The sequence below is a fragment of the Legionella nautarum genome, from assembly GCF_001467895.1.
GTDB classification, from domain to species: Bacteria; Pseudomonadota; Gammaproteobacteria; order Legionellales; family Legionellaceae; genus Tatlockia; species Tatlockia nautarum.
In genome coordinates, this window is record NZ_LNYO01000024.1 from 400,941 (window position 1) to 421,091 (window position 20,151).

The window sequence follows — 20,151 nt, forward strand, 5'->3', positions numbered from 1 at the left end:
GAGCTCGTCTAAATCTAAATAATTAAAACCTTAGTCCCAGGATTGGCTTTTACCCAATTAGCGACATATTCAATATAGTTATTTTTGCCAACAGCAATGCATCCTCGCGTTGAGTAAGGTAAGTTGTTTAACCAATTAAACAGACTAGCTGACTGAGCTGGCCCATGGATTCCAACATCTCTACCTGTATAACCTGCCGCTAATTGCTTTGAAGTCGGATAAAGGATTGGAATAAAGACTTTAAATTTAGTGGACTTTCTTGGATAAGCCAAACGATACAAACCAATTGGCGTTTTATTATCACCCGCTCGTTTTTTACCGACACCTTTGTAGCCGATAGCTACCCTAAAGCTCTTAATAACAGCCCCTTGTTTACAAATATTTAAAATTCGCTTTGTGGTGTGTACATTGATCCCGTTTACTAAAGGACAAGTTGCAGTACTAGCAAATAAAACAGTCGGGAAAAAAATAGAGATCATAAAGAAAATTGCTTTTATTTTCATACAAATAGGCAAATATTGTCGCAGTTGGCTAATAATTATCCCACAATATTAGCTTGATTCATAGGGTTAAAAAACTAAACTTTCATCAATCGCCCAGCAAGAGAACTTAATTGAAATTAATTTTAGGATTAAATAGTGCTCTCGATCCGCTCTTGTTGTCATCCCTGTTTTATTGTATTGGGAAAGTCAATATTTGATGATCTGGTTTTTTTGTTACCACAAGCCAAAATTTAACCTCCTGATATACGATTATTCATGTTTATATTTTTACGTATAGTAGCTTCTTTCTGCTTAGCAAATTTTGCTTTGCTCTCTCTCTTTCATGCTCATACCTGAACTTTTGTTTGTCTAATCAGACGTATCAGCGATTCTAAGAGAGCCTATTTATAATTTTGCACTAAAAGGATCTGGTTCGCATTCATTGCTATTGTTTATCAGTGATTTTTTAACGATGGGATCATTTCCAATATTCGAAACCAGGCATCTTATATTTGGAAAATCCTCTTTGATACGATTTATAATTAAATCAACCTGATGTTCTAAACACAAAACTTTAATTTGTGGGCCAGCATCCGAGGTAAAATAGCAGTCAATTTTTTCCTCACGTAGACCTCTAATAATAGTCATTACCTGATTACTTTCCTCTGTATGATAGCTTATGCCCACTTGTTTTAAACAATGGTGCATCTCTAAACAATCTTGTTCCATGATGCTTCCTACAAGCTCAATTTCTTTATCTTGTATCGCAGCGATCAATGAGTTAATCCTTTTTTCAGCTGCGTCTACCCAACCCTGATAAGCTGGACTTTTTACTATCATTTTTCCAGCGTTGCGAGTGCTTAACGATTTTGGTTGTTCTGAAATGACAATTACTATCATTCTTAATTCGGGCCAATGATCAGCGGGAAAAATAGTTTCTGCAAAACAATCTTTACCCTTTGCATCTTCTCCACTGTGCCAAAATACCATACCACCATAAATCGAACGGGTAGCAGAACCTGAACCCAAGCGAGCGAGTGCAGCCAACTCTTTTCTTGAGAGATTTAACTGACAAAGTTCAGCTAAGGCGATACTTAACGCAGCAAAACCGCTACCGCTACTCGCTAGTCCACTTGCCGTTGGAAAATTATTTTTTGATTTTACATTGAAATATTTTTGAATCTGATACAGTTTTCGAAATTGTTGAATAAAGGCCATTACCATTTCGATCCCTGCTTCATCCTCATAATTTTCAATTAAAATCTTATCTTTATTTTCTCCATGATTAAATGAAACCGTAGTCTTAGTAAAAAGATTCATCAATGATAAAGCAAAACTAGATCGGGTCGGTAGTCTCAATGATTCATCCCGTACACCAAAATATTTTACTAAGGAAATAGTTGGATGAGTTATTACAGTAACCGCAGGGTTGTTACTATGAAAAAAATAAACACCATAAGAGGAGGAAAACATAACAAATAGTTACATGCTCGTTATTTAAATAAAACCAATACATTATCGTCAAAAAAAATACTAGAGTAAATAGTGCGGAAAAAGGGATGGCAACACTAATGTAACATTTACTCGAAATAACTATCTTTTAAAAAAATAACTCGATGCTCTATAATGAAGAATAATATACCCCAGAAAGAGTCGGTAGGTTATGCAAAAACATCAAGTGATGGGAATAGATAGCCAGGCTTTTCATAAGATGGTTTATTATGAATGGGGCGACTCTAGCAATTCTAAAGTGTTGCTCTGTGTTCATGGTCTATTTCGTAATGCTCGGGATTTTGATGACTTAGCTCAAGCTCTATCATCTCATTATCGCGTGATTTGTCCTGATATAGTTGGACGGGGCTTAAGCGATAGATTAAGTAAGCCAGAAGACTATTCCATTACAACTTACCTCTCTGATATCACCATTTTATTAGCTCAGCTGGGTGTAACAGAAATTGACTATATAGGTACCTCTATGGGGGGGCTTATTGGTATGGTGATGGCGGCGATGAAACATTCACCTATTAAAAAATTAGTGCTCAATGACATTGGACCTTTCGTTGACACAAAAGCCTTAGAGCGAATTGTTGAGTATGGTAAAGAAGGAAGTAAGCACTCTTTTACAACACTGGAGGAGGTAGAAATCTATTTAAAAGAAACCTACTCAAGTTTTGCGCAATTAAGCCCCGAACAATGGCAACAGCTTGCGGCCTATGGAGTTTGGAAAAATCCGAATCAGCAGTATCAATTATCTTACGATCCTAAAATAATTGATAATGTCATCTTAGCGACCAAAAATAACACGCCGCAGTGGGGTTTATGGAGTAAGATTCAATGTCCAACCTTATTACTGCATGCATCATTATCCGATGTCTTATCGGATGCTACAGTAGTAAAAATGCAACAGTTGAAAACCACTTTAAAAACAGTCAGTTTCACGGGTATTGGCCATCCTGTTTCATTGATGAAAAAAGATGAAATTGAATTAGTACAACAATGGTTGATTAAAGATACTCTAATCAACACAGTATTCTAAAGCGGCCTAACTATTGACTTGAAATAGCTCAATCTCTTAGCGCTGCTGCCCAGCGGCGTGGGTCCCTGCAGTTTTACTTGCCTGGCTGTTTTCTCCCAAGAAGGTGGGTTCCGAATTATTAGGTTTGAAAAAACCAAATAAGTTGGGCGTTTCCGAAGTATCTTTCTCTTCTTCTTTCTCTTTTGATAAAACCTCTTCGTCGCTATTCTCCATTCCTTGTATCTTTGTACGGGCTATTTCTTCATGGTGCTGTAACAATGAAGCTATTTCTCCATAATTGAGAAACTCGGCAAGCTCTCTTGCTGTGAGTTCTAACATTTTACCCGAGGGCTTCATTTCATAAGTAGCCACTAAATCGAGACGAGCACCTGATTGAATGAGCAATTTTACATGGTCAATTTTTTTACTTAACACAGCATGATGTAATAATGTACAGTTTCCTGTGTTAATAATATATTCTGGATGGATATCATTTCTAAAAGAATTAAAAAAACTTAAGATCTTTACTAAACTTCTAGGGTCTGCTTGATAAATGGTTTCACTCTTGGGAAAGGAATCAAATAAATTAGAAAACCCATCATAAACAAGAGCAACGCTTCTTTCTTTCTTGTTAACATAATAAATTTCACCTGCGTTTCTTTTTGTGGTGGATACGTAGGCTTCATTAGTAGCGAATGGAATTGACAATAATTTTTCTTCAGTTATAGGAGGCTTCAAATAACACAAACTAAAATCGTGCAGGGCTACTCCACTGGAAGTATAGGGTCGTTGTTCATTAATATCTCCATATTTCAGATGCTCTGCAAACTCATCAAAGTTTCTATTAAACCAATAAAATAAACCTCGAGACTCCTGCATAAAATAAGATTTATAGCTTACCTTATTTACTCCCATTTCTTCTTCATTAAGGTAAGGGACGTCAGTAACTTTGAACACACTTAGGTTACAAAATTGAGGATCAGCTATCCAGGCATCTAGGATCTTTAACATTTCAGTATTCATAGGCTCAGGCGAATACATGATATAAAAATCATTAGAGTCTTGAAAACCTGATTTAGCTGTAGTTACAACGGGTTCATCTAATAAACTAATTACCTTATCTTTTTTAGGAAAAACATTGGTATCAAAAAAATAGCCACCTTGGCTAACTAATAAAAATAAAGAAAAAACATCTTTGTATGCGACTCTTCCAGATAGTTCTTCTAAAGATTCAGCCATAAACGTCTGCATCCATTCCGCATACTCTACTAAAGGTCCTTCCTTGTCCTCTCTTAACAATCCCTCAATAGAACAAACCTCTATATCAACCTCTTCTAACGCAAATTGCTTTTGGTAGAATGCAGTATGCTCTTCTAGACACCAGAACTTGATGGGATTAACTTCCTCACCTTCTTCAGCCTGAATTTTTAATGCTCTAGCCATTTTAATAGGGCCTGCAACATCATGACCGGCAATGGCAGTGGGATCATTTTTTGTGGGTTGGCCTACCCATACATAGTTAATAGTCTTTTTCATAAACAGCCTGAGCGCATAAAATTCAGATCAAATTATACTTGCAGATAATTAAGAGATTCTTAGCAATAGATTACATATTGATTTATTTGTTTAAATACATACCAAAACCGAGTTGCTCATGGGTTCATAGAAGTTTTGGAATCAGCATTAGTTGGCGTCATATCACTGTCTTGTAATTGCTTCACACCTTGCTTAAAGCGGCTTGTTATTTCTATACCCTCTACCGAGTCTGTTTTTGCTAAGGAGTGAATAGAGCGAACTGTTTCTGCGATAGCTGCTGGGTTTGAGCTTATCTTATCTTTAAAATCACAATACTGGGCTAGCCATTCAAATAATGGTTTTATATGGCCAACAATAGGCTCTGCTACCTGTTCAAACACAGTAGGTCCATTCGTTGAATTTGCAAAACTTACCACAGAATCACCTGTTGCTATATCCATAGCACAAAATGAAATAGAACCCGTATTATTCCCCCAATGAAAGGCAATCATTTTTTTTGAATTATTGTCCCTATAAAGCCCCATTCCCAAACCCCATTGGACCTGTGAGGTCGGCGGGGAGGTTGGATCCTTCGAAGGAATTGCAGGAAGCGTTGATAAAACAGCTTTCAGCAGTTTTGATTTAAGGGGCTCCTCTTTAAAACAATACTGGAGAAAACTGATGTAATCATTTGCGGTTGTCAGTAAGGAGCCAGCAGGAATCCCAGGATAACTGTCTGGAAAAGGTGGTAAGGGGACAAGAACGCTACTAGAGGAATCTATTTTATGCGCGCTTGCAACGTCTCGGGGAATATCATGGAGCAGCCCCCCTGGCAACTGTCTCTTAAAGGTAGAACTCTCCATACCCGCTTTTTTGAAAAAATCTTGCGCAATTGCTTCCCAGTCTTTTTTCAGTTCTTTCTCAATAACCTGCTTTAAAAAATCAAGTGCCACACCTGAATAGCAAAAACGTGTGTTCGGTTTTGCAATAAATTTTTTCCCATCATCACCATCTTCGCCAAAGTTTGCCAGACCTGAGCATTGTCCAATGATCATGGCAGTTGTAAGTTTTTTATAATCTTCATCATAGGGGGGTTGCCGAAGTTCTAATGGACCGTAGGATTCGTCGTATTCAAAGAGCGGCTTATCTAAATCCCATTTACCTTGAGCCACCAAATCTAAAACAATAGCCGCTGATACAGGCTTACTTAGGGATGCCGCTTGAAATAAAGTATTTGTATCTACGGGCCTTGGTGCTGATGTGTCAGTCTTACCAGAAGCGACACTATAGCGAGTGCCTTTTTGACTCCAAGAGAACGATAACGCAGGGATATTTGCATCCTCAAGCAGTTTTTCCATTAATTCCTGCCGTTCATTATGTTCTTTTCGCTCTTGCATAAAACACCACAGCACTCATTAAATGATTTTCAGCTTAAATTATAGTATAAGTTCGATCCAACTCTGAATTTAAGAGTTTAAAGGGGCAAGCCTCGCTTTAACTAGTAAAAGATTAAGAAGCAAAGTTTTGCCTATTTAGAGGCTCAGATTCAACAAGTACAGCAAAGAGCTCCTCAATTAACAGGCAGTCTGAGCTGCTGGTAGTAAATTTCTTTATTTAAATCCATTACCACTCACCATCTGTCTTTAAAGACAGCTCTTGCCATGCTTTAAGTTCTAATTCCTTTTGAGCGATAACACTTTTAAGCCATTCTACGGCATCAGATCCTGCTACAAAGGACACGGGAGGATTTTTAACTTCCACTAACTCCCTAATAACATCTGCCAATTTTTGTGGATCACCTAGTTGTTGATGGGAGCGGTCCGTGAGAAAAGAATGATAGTCCTGCATGACCGAATCATAATCACTAATAGATCGGGTTAAATGTTTTACAGAACGAGCATCAAGAAAATCTGTTCTAAAAAATCCAGGCGAAATGGCGGTGACATGGATACCAAAGGGGGCAAGCTCTTCGGCAATGGACTGAGAAAACCCTTCGACAGCAAACTTGCTGGAATTATAAAGTGCACCTCCAAAATTACCGCGCAGACCGGCAATCGAAGAAATATTTAAAATATGTCCCTGTCGTTGCTCCCTCATAAAAGGGATCACAGCTCTGGTTACATCCATGAGACCAAACACATTGGTATCAAACTCAGCGCGAACCTCTTTTGAGGTAGACTCTTCGAAAACACCGAGATGCCCATATCCTGCATTATTGACAAGTATATCGATGCGGCCAAACTGTTGGATGGCGGCATCGACTGCAAAATGAATTTGCTCCTCTTTAGTCACATCAAGTGATAAAGGAAGTAAATGAGGAGAACTCCCAAACAAGCTAATTAGTTTGTCAGAATCGCGAGCCGTAGCAACAACATTATCACCCGCACTCAATGAATTTTTTACAATTTCTGCACCAATGCCCCGGGATGCTCCCGTTATAAACCATGTCTTTTTCATCTTATGTTTATCCTTGCTTTTTAAACTAGTAGATAATCTAGCGTTTAAAATAGAAGTAAAATCTAGGATTTCTGCTGTAACCAGTGCCGAATATGTTCCTCGGTTTCATGAAGGACTTTAATCAGCTGATGGTAAAGTTTATCTAATAACTCGCGATGACCCGCTTTGTGATATCGCTCAACGTACTGGCAAGCATATTTTAACCTAATTGTGCCGCAATAAAGAGCACCACTTTTAAAATGATGAGCCAACTTTTCAATCAGCGCCCAATCCAACCTAGCATGGGCCTCTTCTAAACGCTTTAATGTAGAAGGTATTTCTTGTGAAATCATTGAGTTAAGCAAATCCCTTAAAATCTTTTCATTACCCAAATTAGAAATACCTTCTTTACTATCCAGCAAAGGATAGGAATCCAAGGCAAATAATTTCTCCTTTGTAGCGGGTAAATCTTCACCTAATGCGGTTTTTTCAGATTCTATTGCAGACGTTTTATTAAATAACTGGGGTAAAAATTGAAAGAGGACAGACTCCAACACAGATAATTTGATTGGTTTAGAAAGGACTTGGTTCATCCCAGCGTTAAGGGATTCATTTTTTGCTTCGGTTAAGCCATGAGCAGTTAAACCAATTATGGGAATAGGTTCTTTATTTAAATTTTTTTCCCATTGGCGAATTTTTCGAGTTAATTCATTACCTGACAGACCGGGTAAACCAATATCGGTAACAATTAAATCAAACTTTTTAGATTTCGCTAACTCAAGCGCTTCCTCTCCATTAGTCGCTGAAACATAATGGCAACCGCTTTTTTTCGCATTCATTTCAATCATTCGTAAAGCGATTTCATTATCCTCGACTAACAAGAGTGTTGCAGTAGAATCCAAATAAATCGGAGGTAAATCTTCCTTCACATGAGGCTTAGAAATCATTTGAGCCGCTTTCTTTTCTTTTTTAGGTTGTGTTGTTGGAAGGCTATCTTCTATAGCATCTTTCTGCCCAATCCTTAAAGGAATAGTAAAAAAGAATGTTGTCCCTTTTCCTTCAACACTTTCTAATTGAATTTGCCCGCCTAACAAGGTCACATATTTCTCGGCAATATGGAGACCGATACCGTGACCGTGGTGATCACCTTTATAAGAAGGACTAATACGATAAAATTGCTCAAAGACTTTAGATTGCAAGGAAGATGGAATCCCAGGACCAGTATCTCTCACGCTAAATTTTAACTTCACCGATTTTTCAGAATGCCTCACTTGTTTAATAGAAAGCTTTATATAGCCCTTTTGTGTAAATTTTATCGCATTCCCTATTAAATTAAGTAAAATGCGATTCAATTTAAAGCGATCGCAAATAATGTAATCAGGAATTCTTTTGTCGATATCGACTTTAAATTCTAGATTTTTTTCATGAATAGTAGGTCTTTCAAGCTGGACAATATCTTCGATATTTTGACGAAGGCTAAAACAATTCGCCATAATATCTTCTTCGGACAGATGAGCAGCAGAGATCACATCAAGGACACCATTCAGCAGTTTTAATAATTGCTCACCACTTTCATTAACCCACAAGGCATATTGCTTCTCTTCTAAATCAACTGCTTTTTCTTCTAAAAAACGAGACATACCAATAATTCCGCTCAAAGGCGTGCGAATATCATGGCTCATATTAGCAATTAATTCGGTTTTAGCCTGGTTAGCTGATTCGGCATTTTCTTTGGCACGTTTTAAATCATTGAGTAATTTTTTTTGCTCAGTAATATCGATTGAGGTTCCGACAATACCAATGATATTCCCCTCATCGTCACGTAAAGGGGCTTTAATAGCAGTAAAATATTTTAACTCACCCGTTGCAATATCACGTATCGCCTCTTCTTGAGCAAGCACTTTTCCGGTTCGCATTACTTCTTCATTGTGCCGTTTAATGTGGGCTGCCATATCCGCAGGATACAATTCAAACAGTGTTTTTCCGACATAAGCATCAGCTAACATTGCTCCAGTCGCAGTAAACACAGCCTCGTTTCCACCTAAAAGCACACTGTTTACATCTTCCCAATAAATAGGGGCTGGAAGAATAGGAGCAACTATTTTAAGGAGCTCAAGAATCTTTGCTTTCTTTTGCACGTTGTATTTCCTTCTTTAAATAGTTACTTACTATATCCTTATTAAGTCTCGGCCATTCAAATCCTAATTTTTTTAAAATAGCTTGTGTTTTATCTTGTAGTATTCGAAAAGAGGTTGAATAGTCATGTTGTTCATTTAACCAACGTCGGTGGAGTAAAAAAAGTTCGATTGATTGGTGATGATCAGGATTGTCTAACAGATTAATAATTATCGTAATAAATTGTTCAATCGGCACTTGTTCTACATTAAAACTACCCTCTTCAGAAAGAATAGCACTCAAGTCACAAGTTGTTGGGTTAAATACATGAAATGTCTTATTGTCAAGCCCTGCATGATCAAACAGCTTTACTATCGCTTGTGCAGTTAAATCAGCAGGCGATATTTCTTCTATTCCAATTTCGGGAGAAATCATTTTTAAATCAATTAAACAGCAAAGCCGAGTAAAAAAACCATTTTCGCTACTGTTTTCTTGCGCCTTTTGGTTTGAGAACATAAACGCTAAATTACCTACTCGATAAATGTTACTAATGACGCCATGTTTCCTATATTTAATAACAATTTTTTCACCCTCGTATTTGGTTTTGACATAAATATTTGAGCGATCCTCCAAATTGTCGCCTTCATCCTCTTCAGTAAAAACATAATGGCCACAGTTTGGAACATAGCCTTCATTTAATACGGAGGTCGTTGAAATGTAGTGAAAATACTTCAGCTCAGTTAACTTAGAGAGCTCTAAAAGATGAATTGTTGCCTGCACATTCGCAAGGTAAAAAGTATCGTAGATCCCATAATGCTTCGTAAGTGCTGCTGAATGAATGATACTATCAACTTGAGTCACAAGTGTTTGATAAATTTCTTTTGAAATCCCCAGGTCTTTTTTCTCAATATCACCTGCGTAGACAAAAAGACGCTTATTATGAAAATGGTGTAAGCTACTGTCAAAATAGTACTCATACTTTTTACTGACTCGCTCAAAGGCTTCTTCGTCGGAAGTAGCGCGGACTAACAAAAAAAGGCTGTAATCCGTTGTCGTTAATAAGCTATTTAATAAATTAGCCCCCAAAAAACCCGTAGCCCCCGTGAGTAACACATGGCTAATTGGATTTTTAAGAGAGGGTAGCTCAAACTGGTGAATGCTTTCAAAATAGTAATCTAATTTTTCTTGAAAATGCGTTTCATCGTCTATAAGTAGTGTTTTTGACTGATAATCCGCTCTAATTTTTTCTAAATGATGTTTTAAATTATCTTTAATAAAAGGAATGTTCTTGGCAATTTTTTTTGGCGTTTTTAAATTAAAGATATCCATTACGGTGATATTAAAATTGACTTGTAATTTGGCAACAAGGCTAATAGCCATAATAGAATTTCCGCCTATCTTAAAAAAATCATCCTCAATTCCTACTTTGGACAAACCCAACACCTTTGCAAAGGAATCACAAACATTCTTTTCTTTATTATTGGTTGGAGGAATATAGTTATCGGCTACCATTAACTCCGGCATAGGCAGCGCATTTCTATCCAACTTGCCGTTGGCTGTAACTGGGAATTCAGTTAAATGCATTAACGCCATAGGATGCATATAATCAGGTAAATGAAGAGCAAGATGCGCCTCTAGATTCTGCTGATTGATTTTTTCTTTAGCAACATAATAAGCAACTAAAATCTTATGACTGGTCGCTTCTTCTTGCGTAGCAAGATTTCTCACAAGCACCACGACTTGGTCTATATCCGGATAATTAATTAACGCATTTTCAATTTCACCCAATTCGATACGATACCCTCTTATTTTAACTTGGAAATCATTGCGTCCCAGATATTCCAAATTACCCTCTGGGGTCCAACGAACTAAATCGCCGGTTTTATAAAGACGGCTATTGATACCTTGAATTTTTTCCTCCTCCGTCTGGAACGGATTAGAAATGAACCGTTCTGCAGTTAGCTCGCGATTATTTAAGTACCCCTTTGCAAGCCCCTGGCCCCCTAGATACAGCTCACCGGCAATACCAATAGGGAGAAGCTGTTTTTCGGCATTTAGCACATAAGCTGTCGTGTTAGCGATGGGTTTTCCGATTAAATTCACTTCATCGACTTCTATCTGTTTTCCTGTCGCATAGATTGAAGCCTCAGTTGGCCCATAATAATTAAACAGTTTAATTTTATTGGACCAATAATGAGCTGTTTCCTTATCACAAGGCTCCCCTGCATAAATAATTGCTAGTAAATCAGGGTATTTAATGCGCGGTAAATTAGCTAATAAAACAGGGGGTAAATATACGTAATTTATTTTATTGTCATAAAGGTATTTACTAGTTGCTAAAATATCCCTTCTTAAGGTACTACTCAAAAGATGTAATTCATCTCCACGCAAGAGTGGTACAAAAAACTCTGAAACGGAGACATCAAAGGCATAACTGGTGAACGCTGTGATTTTTAGGGGCTCATCCGCGTCTTCTTTTTTCTGATAGACCTTATCCAACGCGCAAAGCGTATTAATGACATTTTTATGTTCAATCATGACCCCTTTAGGTTTACCTGTAGTGCCGCTGGTATAAATGACATACGCTAGGTTGGCACTGGTATCGGCTGTAATGACATTAGTTATTTCGAATTCATTAAGCTCATCCTGAATTTTTTGACTATCAATCGCAATAATATCGACCCTATTCGGCGCTGTTTGGTATTCATAATCACTATAATCTAAAAGGGGTAAAAATTTATCGCGATGTATTTCATTGGTTAGAACCATTTTAACTTCTGTATCCTCAAGAATATATTCAATACGTTCAGAAGGATAACTTAAATCAAGGGGTACATAGGCTCCGCCTGTTTTTAAAATAGCCAAAATAGCTATCAGGATGTATTCGTTTCTTTCCAATAATAAGGCAATTAAATCATCCGGTTTGACATGGTAATGATCGCTTAGATAATGGGCCAAGCGATTGGCTTTTTGATTAAGTTCGTTATAGGTGAGTTTAACTCCCTCAAATACCAATGCCGTTCTTTCCGGTGTTTTTTCGACTTGCTCTTCGAAGAGATCGGGAAGCGTTTTTCCTTGAGGAAAAGATTGTAAAGTCTGATTAAACTCAGACAAAATCAACTTCTTTTCTCGCTCAAAAGTTAAATCAAAGGTTAAACATGGAAGTTCTGGATTACCTAATAATTTATTACAATAATTAAAAAACCGAGGAAGGAGGGTTGATGTGACACAAGCTGGGAATAAATCTGAAAAAATATCTAGGCTGAATATCAATGAATCCTCTTCCTCTTTGTATTTGATGCTTAAATTTGAATTCGCAATTTGAGGATAAGCTTTACTTGGGAACGACTTGTCATCCATAAAGATATTTCCTGGTTTAGCAAAATTCGAACTTGCAAAACTCGAGATAGGTGCAAAATGAACTCGGTTTCTTAGCTCAATCTGCGAAAGCAATTTGTAAAAGGGCAGTTTCGCTTTTAACCCTTTAATCAGGGATAAATAAGTTTCCTGGGGTCTAAGTCTCAACGGCAAAACAATTAAATTAATAAAACAACCAGGGATAGATTTATCGATGCGAATATTAACTGGATAATTCACTAACACATTGTTTTGATTGCTAAGTTTAGCTATAAAAGTACTCCAAGCTAACAACAACAAATTAAAAATACTCAGATTAGTGTTCTTACTTGCATTCGTTAATTTTTGCTTTAAATCTTGCGGTAGAACTTGAGTAAAATATAAAAGCTCAGACTTGACATTCGAATGTTGATATTCAATATGATTAGCGATATCAGCCACTTCCTGAAGATAGGATTCTAAATCAGGATGCTCAATCCCTTCTTGCAACGATAACTCATTTTTTACCCTTGATAGATAAGTTTCGGCATTTTCACAAACAATAGGTTGACCTGCGATTAATTGATTTAAATCATTAATAAATTGTTTAAGGCTAAAACCATCCATCAGAATATGATGAATATTAAAAAAAGCAAGGTAACTCTCATCTTCATTTATTTTGATTAGGTTCAAACGAATCGCTGAATATTTTCCGAAATCATGAGGCTCATTAGTTAGTGTTTTTTCAAGCTTATCAAGATCAGCAATTGTCGATGAAAAAAAATGAATGTTAGCCGGTAAATCACTATGGATACGTGCAACTACTGTATCAGCTTCAAGGGTAAACGTTTGCCTTAAATACGCCTGCGATTTGATTAGCTTTTGCAACATTTCTATCAATACATTGACTTGACTTTCACTGGTTAAATGATAGGAAAAACATAAGTTATAGCGGTTATTGGCATTATTTGTTTGGTTCTGTTCCGCTAAATAAAAGGGTAATAAGCTATTGGGCGCATGATATTTTCTCATAATGCCCCTACCCTCTTTGCATAAAAACATCGATTGGGGGGAAAATAGCTTCCTAATGAATAAATAATTATTGCTATTTTTATTCTTGACATACAAAACCTGATAATCGGCGATATTCCAATTATAGTTTAATTGTCGATCAGGAAAAATAAATTTTGGCCATTCTTGGTTTGGATTTTACGCTAGACAAATAAGAATAGGAAGTTACACAAGCGCACTCAGCAATAACTCTTTTATTATCAATAAGTTTTCTAAAATCAACGGAGCCCCGTTATTGAGAACGATTCCATCCATTCTCGGAGCTCTTTAGGCTATAAGATAAATAAACAGGTTAGTCTTGACAGGAGTTATACCCATGTTTTTTTAATCCTGCTGAGCTAGCAACTGAAACAACTATTCAGATTCACGGCGTAAATTAAGATTCCAGCGATTTTGTTTCTTTGAAATTAACTTATTCTATCTAACTTCAAAGCGCTAAATCGCCATGCTTAAAAGGCAATTGGATCTTTAATTTCGTTGCAGCCATTTTCTTTAAATCATACACTAGACAAAAACAGCTAATTACTGCGCAGCAATAACCCAATAAATACAAATAGAAATTATTTTAAACTACGCTTTAGTGTTGCAGCACAAGCCATTTATACAGACGATTAGGTAAGTAGATAATGATTAAAATAGGTAAATATAATACGTTAAGAGTCATAAAAGAGGTACCGTTTGGTATCTATTTAGATGGCGATGATTTTGGTGAAATCTTATTACCCAAAAAATTTGTGCCCAAAGGGGTAACGATTGATGACAACGTAAAGGTTTTTATCTACTTTGATTCGGAAGATAAAATCATCGCAACAACCCAGTATCCTTTTGCTCAATTAGGTGACTGTGCTTTTTTAAAAGTCATTGATGTCAATCCTATCGGCGCATTTCTCAATTGGGGTTTAGAGAAAGATTTATTAGTTCCCCGTGCAGAACAACAACGCCCTATGGAGAAAAATAAATCCTATCTCGTCTACCTGAAACAAGATAATCAAAATCGGATCATTGCCAGTTCTAAACTCGATTATTTCTTAGATAAGTCCCAACCCCATTTTAAGCCTGGAGAAGAGGTAAATCTTTTAATCGCAGAATCTTCCCCCTTAGGAAATAAAGTCATTATTAATAATAAATACTGGGGATTGGTTCACGCAGCAGATATTTTTCAACAGCTCCATTATGGGGCAAAAATGCGAGGCTACATTAAAACGATCCGGGAGGATGGCAAAATAGATGTGGTGTTAAGAAAAGTAGGGCAAGATCGAATTTATGAACTAGCAACACGAATACTTAAGGAGCTGCAGGATGCGGGTGGCTTTTTGCCCTTGCACGATAAGAGCCCGGCTCATGATATTGAACGAAGATTCGGTGAAAGCAAGAAAGGTTTCAAGGCTGCGATTGGTCATCTTTATAAACATAATAAAATTGATATCGAAGAAAATGGTATTCGTTTACGATGAATATAATGTGAGCCTGAAGTTATTGCCTGCTGGTTGGAATATCACCTCACGCTAGAAGCAGAGTATGCGGTTTCAATGACAGTAGAACCTCCACACCTCACCGGGATACGCCCCATTTAGCCGGTAGTTAATAAGTGTTTATTGATATCTTGATTACCTATTTAAAGACAAGACATTCTAGTTCCTTATTCTTAGATATTTTTCGCTAAATATCTGATGGTTACAATCGCCAACCTTCGACAGGCGGCAGCAATAGACTTCTATTTTAGTTCAGATTATACTTCACGGGTTTCTAAAGGATTCTGACAACTCATTAATCGCATAAATGTGGATAACGCTAATAAACAGAAAAAATATGGCTTGAAACGCTTAATCAAGGAATCTTCTACCTCCAATGATCTGGGGGGCAATATCCAAGATGCATTCTTGGTTTTCACGCCCAACGATTGTGAGGCGAGTGATTATTCCGTAATTACACCGAGTTTTGCACTTTGAACAATAAAATGCACAATAAGGATTTGTATGGTTCTTACACCGAAATTTGAGCAAAATTCACCACCTCCTCTTAAGCAAAAAAAAGACTCTTATGGATGGTTTTTGTTATTACTGACATTATCATTAGTGATTATTGCACTTTGGCTTCCCTTCGGATTTGGTTTAACTGCTTTATTAGAAGAATGGGGCGTTCTAGGTAGTTACACTACTCACGGCTTATTTTTTATTGTTGATCCATCGAGTCCAAGTCGATGGGCTATTCACGCATCACGTCCGCTCACCGTGTTTTCTCATGCGTTTGCTTACTATTTAGATGCTAATTCCTTTGATTATTGGCATGCCCTATCAATACTGTGTTTATTAATTAAAGGATTTGCATTCGGCTACTTAATTAAGCAAATTACTCACTCTTTTCAATGGGCCTTGTTAGCCGGGATTCTTGTCATTGTCTATCCTGCTGATACTATGCAAATGGCTTTACGGGGCCTTCATATCAATTTGGCTCTTTCATTAGTCCTTTTAGCCAGTTGTTTTTTTATAAAAGGTTCTGAAATAAAGCAGTCCTTGATTAGCTATTTAATTTTTTGCACACTAGCTGCAGGATTAATGTTTGCTGCTATAAATATGTATGAGGCAGCAATTCCTCTTTTGCTATTTCCTTTTTTAATTATATACATCAAAGAGGGATTCCAAAGTTCCTGTCAACATTTGTGGGGCCGGAAAATACTAGTTATTAGCTGGATTGCTAGTCTTTTAGTCTATTTGCTTTATCTGCATAGTATCAATTCTAAAATCAACACCTATCAAATTAACCTGATTGGTGGCAGAGGGTTTTGGGAATTTCTTATACAGACACCCTTTTCAAAATTGTTTTCAGTAGGTGCTTTACGCGCGTTATTAGGGGGATGGGTTGACGCTTTTGGCATGTTTTTTAAAGAGTTTGGCGCTTATGGTTACCTCTACCTTTTCTTAATTGTTAGCTTTATTTATAGTTTTGTCTTGTTAGCTAAATCGGTTTCACAAAAAAATAGCGAAGATATCAACTTTAGGATTAGGGAATTATTGCGCCTTGGTATGGCTGGTTTTGTATTATTACTTGCTGGATATTCCCCTTTTCTCCTTTTACCAAGCCACATGGCAACAACCCAACGGACCTTCTTATTTGCCTCCCCGGGTGCAGCTATGGTTTGGTTAGCCTTTTTAATGTTAATTGCATATCGAGCAAGAAAAACAGCTCTTTTCCTCGGTTTTATATTAGTTCTTGTTGGTTCAGCTGCACAATTGCATCAGTTCCATCATTATTCGCAAATTTCTACCACTCAGCGAACCTTGTTAAAAGCTATCGTTGAAAACTTTGATGGTGAACCTAAGGACAAGACCTTACTTATAATAGATAAAACTAACCAGCTCAATTATGTCTGGATGCTACTAATACCTAATCTACAAGGTGCATTGTCTTATTTTTATAACCATCAGATTAACCCAATTATGGTCTGTCGTTATCCCGGAAATAGTTGGCAGCTATATGCTGCAAAGCCTGGGACCTGTATTGAGCAAGAAAACAGTTGGTCATTTTTATCCGCGAAGGAGAATGAAGATAAAGAAACTCAACCAGAGAAAACACTGCTCAAAAAGGATTTAGTTGTTTTAACTATCGAGCCAGATGGAAAGGTGATTGCAGATCCTGCATTAGAAGGCTACCGGCATAATTTATATCAGGGACAAAATGAAACTTCTCTGCGCTTTCGAAATATTTTGACTGAAAAAACCTGGCTTTCCCATTTTAGCTGGATATGGAAAAGACCTGCCTCCGACAGATTCCAATGGAGCTTTGGGAATTGGTGGGGGCTAGAAAATCCCATTCCTGGAAATGGTTGGCAAGAGGCTGAATGGCTGGTTAACAATTTCCAACACAAAGCCCTCTCATGGAAAATAGCAAAAGAAGCCAACTTACAATTCAGCTTAATCCCTAGCGCGGATTTTTATCAATTACGCATCCGGTTAGTGAATATTGTTAACGAAAGAGTTCGTAACAGCCTCCAAATTCGCATTAATGATCATGAGGTCCCATTTCGCTGGTTAGACCCTAAGTTTGAGACTGATATCCCAAGTAGCATAGAGTTAATAGCAACTGTCCCACGTAAAGATTTATTCTCTGGTATTAACTCTATAGTTTTCAGATCCGATACGGTTAAAGAATATTATGGATTATCTTTTCAGTTAGCTTCAATTAAGTTATTGCCTAAGTCTTTAAATAGCTTGAACTCTGACAAAGACAAAACCTAAGGGGTAAAAATGCGAAAAGGACAACGGATACTTTGGTTAATAAATCATAGAACTTTAATGCCTTATGAGGCCAAACTTCTTGTGCAGTTAGGATTCGAAGTATTTACACCCAAGGTTATTCCTAACGAATCATCTTTTAGGAGTGAACTAGTTGATTTTACTTATGATTCCAGTTTGACTATTCCCGCGCAGGTATTAGCTCGTTTAAACCATTTCAATTTCTATCAAGATGAATGGCCAAGTGATATCGTAGCTATGGTTAATCGATATTTCGGTACTGTTTTCACTATTCCCTATTCTGTTCAATTCAAAGAAGTTGTAAGAAAATTTAAAGGCCAAGTCCTGTTTCGAGTTTTTGGACTTGATAATAGCCAAAACTATTGGAATATTCTTCAAATATTATATGGTCCTGAGATATACGTAGATATTTATGCGATTAGAGAGCGCTTTTGGTTTGCTCAAGCCTATGCTGAGTTGGCTGAAGTGGAACCACCTCTATTAGCCGAACGAGCCTTATTTCTACCCATTGGCCTTCCTGATTCTTTTAAAGTCAATGAAAACTTTCATACTGGCACAGATAATCGCATTTTATTCCTTTGCCCTAACTGTGTAAGTACTCCTTATTACGCGGCTGTCTATAAAAAATTTAAGGAAGAATTTGGAGACCTACCCCATGTGATCATTGGTGCTCAAGATACACCGGTTGATGATCCCAATGTTCTTGGGTTTATAAGCGATGAGGAGCTTTTGCGACTTTACCGAGAATGTGCCGTTTTATATTACCCTTCCAAAGAATTGCGTCATGTTCATTATTCTCCAATAGAAGCAGCAATCAACGGCATGCCTGTAGTTTACTATGCTGAGTCACTACTTGGTAGGATGACAGCTGAGATAAAACTAGGACGAGTGCAGTCTCAGCAAGAAGCTCGCTCATCCATTGAGAGGATTTTGGAGGGCGATCGAGAATATATTACTGAACTTCGAGCTGAACAACGAACTCTTGTTCACAAGTTTTCTGATGAATATTGTACTCCTATATGGAAAGAGGGTCTCTTTAACAGCGGTTATAGCAAGGCAATTAAAAAAGATGCGTCTATCCTATTATTTATCTGGCGAAAGCTTAAGAAAAGCCTAATAAAATCAATCAAAAATGCAATTTCAGTGTTCTTCCCCTTACAACCCTTGATAATACCGCCTGAACTCCTGCCAAAGGCTGAGAACAATAATGCAATTGAAGATGGGATAGACTTTTCAGAATTTACTTACCCTACCTCGGTACTTGAAATTAGAGGGCTATCTAATATTAACGACGCTAGCGGCCGATGGAGTATAGGTCCTTTAATCTCAATTAAATTTTCCAGATTATTACCGAAGCAATTCAAATTAATTATTGAAGGCGGTGGTTATGGCCCTAATATTGGAGAACCCATTAAGATTAAAATTGGAAAATTAGAACAAACTTTTAAATTTTTGCAGCCCCCTAAGCTTGAGAAGAACGAAAAAATAATTTTACATTACTCATTACGGCGAAAGACTAATCTTATTGAGATAAAAGTACCAAAACCAATTTGTCCACCAAATGACAATCGTGAGATCGGCATTGCACTCTCCTATTTGAAAGTTGAGCCTATTGGGAAATAACACTGCCACAGTTATGTCACAATTTGTAATGTACTGTATTACCAAACTATTTCAAAAACGGTAGAAAAGGACTTTGTTTTTACGATAATATATGCAAATTGATTACCTCCCAATAAAACGGGTAATCCCCCCGAAAAATAACTGATGTCAAAAGTAGAATTTTCTCATACCCTATGCTGGAGGAGATTCTGCATGAAACGATCAAAATATTCAGACAGCCAAATACTGTCGATACTAAAACAATATGAAAGCGGTACGCCTGTTTCGGAGATTTGCCGAGAATACGTTATTAGCGCGGCACTATTTTATAAATGGCGGTCTAAATATGGAGGAATGGACGCTTCAATGATGTCGCGTCTGAAAGAGCTAGAAGCAGAAAATAGTCGTCTTAAAAAGATGTACGCAGAAGAACGATTGAAAGCAGAAATTCTTAAAGAGGCCATTGAAAAAAAGTGGTAACGCCGTCGCGCCGACGTGAACTGGCGCAAAAGGCGGTGAAAGAGAAAGGAATTTCAATCCGTTTATCGTGTTCGCTCTTTAGCCTTAGTGAGACCTGTTATCGCTATCAGCCTAAATTAAGCGAGGAGAATGCACGGATAGCGGATTGGTTAGAACGGTTGACTCAAAACCAGCGTAACTGGGGCTTTGGTTTATGTTTTTTATACTTGCGTAATGTGAAGGGATTTGCCTGGAATCACAAGCGCGTTTATCGTATTTATCGAGAATTAGAACTCAATATGCGCATTAAACCAAAGAAACGGTTAATTAGGGAAAAACCTGAAGCCTTAGTGGTTCCGAAGACTAT

At 37.3% G+C, this 20,151-nt stretch carries 11 protein-coding genes and 1 pseudogene; 5 read left to right on the forward strand and 7 right to left on the reverse strand.

Features of this window, described 5'->3' with window-relative positions:
- Nucleotides 1-14: 14 nt before the first annotated feature.
- Nucleotides 15-503, reverse strand: a complete 489-nt coding sequence (locus tag Lnau_RS13540) for a L,D-transpeptidase family protein (protein ID WP_058505666.1) — start codon at nt 501-503, stop codon at nt 15-17.
- A gap of 384 nt (nt 504-887) precedes the next feature.
- On the reverse strand, nt 888-1,955 hold the full coding sequence (gene mvaD / locus Lnau_RS13545; RefSeq protein WP_058505667.1) for a diphosphomevalonate decarboxylase: 1,068 nt from the start codon (nt 1,953-1,955) through the stop codon (nt 888-890).
- Nucleotides 1,956-2,145: 190 nt separating this feature from the next.
- Here mvaD and Lnau_RS13550 point away from each other — a divergent pair, with 190 nt between their 5' ends.
- Complete coding sequence (locus tag Lnau_RS13550; protein WP_058505668.1) at nt 2,146-3,018, forward strand: alpha/beta fold hydrolase; 873 nt, start codon at nt 2,146-2,148, stop codon at nt 3,016-3,018.
- A 36-nt stretch (nt 3,019-3,054) separates the two neighbouring features.
- Here the strand turns inward: Lnau_RS13550 and Lnau_RS13555 are convergent, their stop codons facing one another.
- The 5 genes from Lnau_RS13555 to Lnau_RS13575 form a co-directional block, all read right to left on the reverse strand.
- The gene (locus tag Lnau_RS13555; protein ID WP_058505669.1) at nt 3,055-4,533 is read right to left on the reverse strand and encodes a hypothetical protein; all 1,479 of its coding nucleotides are present in this window, start codon (nt 4,531-4,533) and stop codon (nt 3,055-3,057) included.
- Nucleotides 4,534-4,649: 116 nt separating this feature from the next.
- Entirely contained in the window at nt 4,650-5,909 is a 1,260-nt protein-coding gene (locus Lnau_RS13560; RefSeq protein ID WP_058505670.1) for a serine hydrolase domain-containing protein, read from the reverse strand.
- A 226-nt stretch (nt 5,910-6,135) separates the two neighbouring features.
- The gene (locus tag Lnau_RS13565) at nt 6,136-6,969 is read right to left on the reverse strand and encodes an oxidoreductase (protein ID WP_058505671.1); all 834 of its coding nucleotides are present in this window, start codon (nt 6,967-6,969) and stop codon (nt 6,136-6,138) included.
- Nucleotides 6,970-7,031: 62 nt separating this feature from the next.
- Nucleotides 7,032-9,086, reverse strand: a complete 2,055-nt coding sequence (locus Lnau_RS13570) for a PAS domain-containing hybrid sensor histidine kinase/response regulator (RefSeq protein ID WP_058505672.1) — start codon at nt 9,084-9,086, stop codon at nt 7,032-7,034.
- Nucleotides 9,061-13,431: a non-ribosomal peptide synthetase gene (locus Lnau_RS13575; RefSeq protein ID WP_162263206.1), complete on the reverse strand. Its 4,371-nt coding sequence runs from the start codon at nt 13,429-13,431 to the stop codon at nt 9,061-9,063. Before Lnau_RS13575 ends, Lnau_RS13570 begins: the two co-directional genes overlap by 26 nt.
- Before the next feature lie 665 nt (nt 13,432-14,096).
- On the opposite strand from Lnau_RS13575, the gene Lnau_RS13580 reads away from it, so the two are divergent.
- The 4 genes and pseudogenes from Lnau_RS13580 to Lnau_RS16235 form a co-directional block, all read left to right on the forward strand.
- On the forward strand, nt 14,097-14,924 hold the full coding sequence (locus Lnau_RS13580; protein WP_058505674.1) for a CvfB family protein: 828 nt from the start codon (nt 14,097-14,099) through the stop codon (nt 14,922-14,924).
- A 522-nt stretch (nt 14,925-15,446) separates the two neighbouring features.
- Nucleotides 15,447-17,705, forward strand: a complete 2,259-nt coding sequence (locus Lnau_RS13585; RefSeq protein ID WP_058505675.1) for a hypothetical protein — start codon at nt 15,447-15,449, stop codon at nt 17,703-17,705.
- A gap of 9 nt (nt 17,706-17,714) precedes the next feature.
- Complete coding sequence (locus Lnau_RS13590) at nt 17,715-19,346, forward strand: DUF7024 domain-containing protein (RefSeq protein WP_058505676.1); 1,632 nt, start codon at nt 17,715-17,717, stop codon at nt 19,344-19,346.
- 192 nt (nt 19,347-19,538) lie between these two features.
- Nucleotides 19,539-20,151, forward strand: a pseudogene (locus Lnau_RS16235) (transposase); the annotation flags it as partial.